Consider the following 2,980-nt stretch of genomic DNA (forward strand, 5'->3'; position numbering starts at 1 on the left):
GCACGGAGGTGCGGGCCGCGCGGGGTTCCAGCGGGGTCAGCCGGTGCGGCGGAGGGCCTCGGAGAGGCGGCCCGCCGCGTCGATGACGGCCTGCGCGTGCATCCGCCCCGGATGCCGCGTCAGCCGCTCGATCGGCCCGGACACGGACACCGCCGCGACCACGCGGTTCGACGGCCCCCGTACCGGCGCGGAGACCGACGCCACCCCGGGCTCGCGCTCACCGATCGACTGCGCCCAGCCGCGGCGTCGTACGCCCGACAGGGCCGTCGCCGTGAACCGGGCGCCCTGGAGGCCCCGGTGCAGCCGCTCGGGCTCCTCCCAGGCCATGAGGATCTGCGCGGAGGAGCCCGCCTTCATCGTGAGCGTGGAGCCGACGGGGACGGTGTCCCGCAGTCCGGACAGCCGCTCGGCCGCGGCGACGCAGATCCGCATGTCGCCCTGGCGCCGGTAGAGCTGGGCGCTCTCGCCCGTCACGTCCCGTAGATGGGTCAGTACCGGCCCCGCCGTCGCCAGCAGCCGGTCCTCGCCCGCCGCCGCGGCCAGTTCCGCCAGCCGGGGGCCGAGGATGAACCGGCCCTGCATGTCCCTCGCCACCATGCGGTGGTGCTCCAGAGCCACGGCCAGGCGGTGGGCCGTGGGCCGGGCCAGTCCGGTCGCCGCGACCAGCCCGGCGAGGGTGGCCGGACCGGACTCCAGTGCGCTCAGTACGAGAGCCGCCTTGTCGAGAACGCCGACGCCGCTAGAGTTGTCCATGCAACGATATTCGCGTCTCACAGTGTGAAACGCAAGTTCACATCTTCCAGGAACCCGCCAGTCTGTAGGGGCGGCCCCGGGAACCAGGGGGCGGCGGAGGATCTCTAGGAGTGCTGGCATAGGCGCCAGCCGGAGGGAAAGCGATGGGTAGGACACTCGCGGAGAAGGTCTGGGACGACCATGTCGTCCGGCGCGCGGAGGGCGAGCCCGACCTCCTCTACATCGACTTGCACCTGCTGCACGAGGTGACCAGCCCCCAGGCGTTCGACGGGCTGCGTCTGGGCGGTCGCCGGGTGCGCCGCCTCGACCTCACCATCGCCACCGAGGACCACAACACCCCCACCCTGGACATCGACAAGCCCATCGCCGACCCGGTCTCCCGGGCCCAGCTGGAGACGCTGCGCAAGAACTGCGCGGAGTTCGGTGTCCGGCTGCACCCGCTCGGTGACGTCGAGCAGGGCGTGGTCCATGTCGTGGGCCCCCAGCTGGGTCTGACCCAGCCCGGTACCACCGTGGTCTGTGGTGATTCCCACACCTCCACCCATGGCGCCTTCGGCGCGCTGGCCTTCGGTATCGGCACCTCCCAGGTGGAGCATGTGCTGGCCACCCAGACCCTGCCCCTGGCACGCCCCAAGACCATGGCCATCACCGTGGACGGCGAGCTGCCCGAGGGTGTGACCGCCAAGGACCTGATCCTGGCGATCATCGCCCGGATCGGCACCGGCGGCGGCCAGGGCTATGTGCTGGAGTACCGGGGCCCGGCCATCGAGAAGCTCTCGATGGAGGCCCGGATGACCATCTGCAACATGTCCATCGAGGCCGGGGCCCGCGCGGGCATGATCGCCCCCGACGAGACCACCTTCGCCTATCTCCAGGGCCGTGACCACGCCCCCGCGGGTGCGGACTGGGACGCGGCGGTCGCGTACTGGAAGACCCTGCGCACCGACGACGACGCCGTCTTCGACGCGGAGGTCGTCATCGACGCCGCCGAGCTGGCCCCGTTCGTCACCTGGGGCACCAACCCGGGCCAGGGCGCGCCGCTCTCCTCGCAGGTCCCCGACCCCGCTTCGTACGAGGATCCTTCGGAGCGCCTCGCCGCGGAAAAGGCCCTGGAGTACATGGGGTTGACCGCCGGGCAGCGGCTGCGGGACATCCAGGTGGACACCGTCTTCGTAGGTTCCTGCACCAACGGCCGGATCGAGGACCTGCGTGCGGCGGCGGCCGTGCTGGAGGGCCGCGCGGTGGCCGACGGGGTGCGGATGCTGGTGGTCCCCGGTTCCGTGCGGGTCGCCCTCCAGGCGGTCGCGGAGGGGCTGGACAAGGTCTTCACCGCGGCCGGTGCCGAGTGGCGGCACGCCGGGTGCTCGATGTGTCTGGGCATGAACCCCGACCAACTGGCTCCCGGTGAGCGTTCCGCGTCCACCTCCAACCGCAACTTCGAGGGCCGGCAGGGCAAGGGCGGACGCACCCATCTGGTCTCGCCCCAGGTCGCCGCCGCCACCGCCGTCGTGGGACGGCTGGCCGCCCCGGCCGACCTCACCGACGCCGCCCGTACGCCCGCTGGAGTCTGATCAGTCATGGAAGCTTTCACCACCCACACCGGCCGGGCCGTCCCGCTGCGCCGCAGCAATGTCGACACCGACCAGATCATCCCCGCCCACTGGCTGAAGAAGGTCACCCGGGACGGCTTCGAGGACGGGCTCTTCGAGGCGTGGCGCAAGGACCCGGAGTTCGTGTTCAACCGGCCGGAGCGGCAGGGGGCGACCGTGCTGGTCGCGGGCCCCGACTTCGGTACCGGCTCGTCCCGTGAGCACGCCGTCTGGGCGCTGCAGAACTACGGCTTCAAGGCCGTGATCTCCGCCCGCTTCGCGGACATCTTCCGGGGCAACTCGCTCAAGAACGGCCTGCTCACCGTGGTTCTGCCGCAGGAGACGGTGGACCGGATCTGGGAGCTGACCGAGGCCGACCCGACCATCGAGGTCACGGTGGACCTGGAGTCCCGCCAGGTGCGGGCGGGGGAGCTGACCGCCGACTTCGAGCTGGACGAGAACGCCCGCTGGCGGCTGCTGAACGGGCTGGACGACATCAGTCTCACCCTTCAGAACGAAGCGGACATCGCGTCCTACGAGGGGTCCCGACCGGCCTTCAAGCCGCGCACGATTCAGCTCTGATCGTGCCCTGATCTGCGCCTTCTTCCGACTGCGCCCCCCACCGCCCGGTGGGGGGC

At 71.4% G+C, this 2,980-nt stretch carries 3 protein-coding genes; 2 read left to right on the forward strand and 1 reads right to left on the reverse strand.

What is annotated here, in order from left to right; translation table 11 throughout:
* Positions 1–36: 36 nt before the first annotated feature.
* A complete protein-coding gene (gene ndgR, locus ACFVIM_RS34435) occupies positions 37–753 on the reverse strand; it encodes an IclR family transcriptional regulator NdgR (RefSeq protein WP_010984119.1) in 717 nt (238 codons plus the stop codon).
* A 143-nt stretch (positions 754–896) separates the two neighbouring features.
* Between ndgR and leuC the strand changes: the two genes are divergently transcribed.
* Both leuC and leuD read left to right on the forward strand, forming a co-directional pair.
* The gene (gene leuC / locus ACFVIM_RS34440) at positions 897–2,324 is read left to right on the forward strand and encodes a 3-isopropylmalate dehydratase large subunit (RefSeq protein ID WP_384310136.1); all 1,428 of its coding nucleotides are present in this window, start codon (positions 897–899) and stop codon (positions 2,322–2,324) included.
* Positions 2,325–2,330: 6 nt separating this feature from the next.
* The gene (gene leuD, locus ACFVIM_RS34445) at positions 2,331–2,924 is read left to right on the forward strand and encodes a 3-isopropylmalate dehydratase small subunit (protein WP_384310138.1); all 594 of its coding nucleotides are present in this window, start codon (positions 2,331–2,333) and stop codon (positions 2,922–2,924) included.
* Positions 2,925–2,980: the final 56 nt, after the last annotated feature.

Source organism: Streptomyces sp. NPDC057638, from assembly GCF_042800315.1.
GTDB lineage: Bacteria > Actinomycetota > Actinomycetes > Streptomycetales > Streptomycetaceae > Streptomyces.

Excerpts from the sequence above, each read along its gene's own strand:
- ndgR (WP_010984119.1), bottom strand. The coding sequence starts at position 753 with ATGGACAACTCTAGCGGCGTCGGCGTTCTCGACAAGGCGGCTCTCGTA.
- leuC (WP_384310136.1), top strand. The coding sequence starts at position 897 with ATGGGTAGGACACTCGCGGAGAAGGTCTGGGACGACCATGTCGTCCGG.
- leuD (WP_384310138.1), top strand. The coding sequence starts at position 2,331 with ATGGAAGCTTTCACCACCCACACCGGCCGGGCCGTCCCGCTGCGCCGC.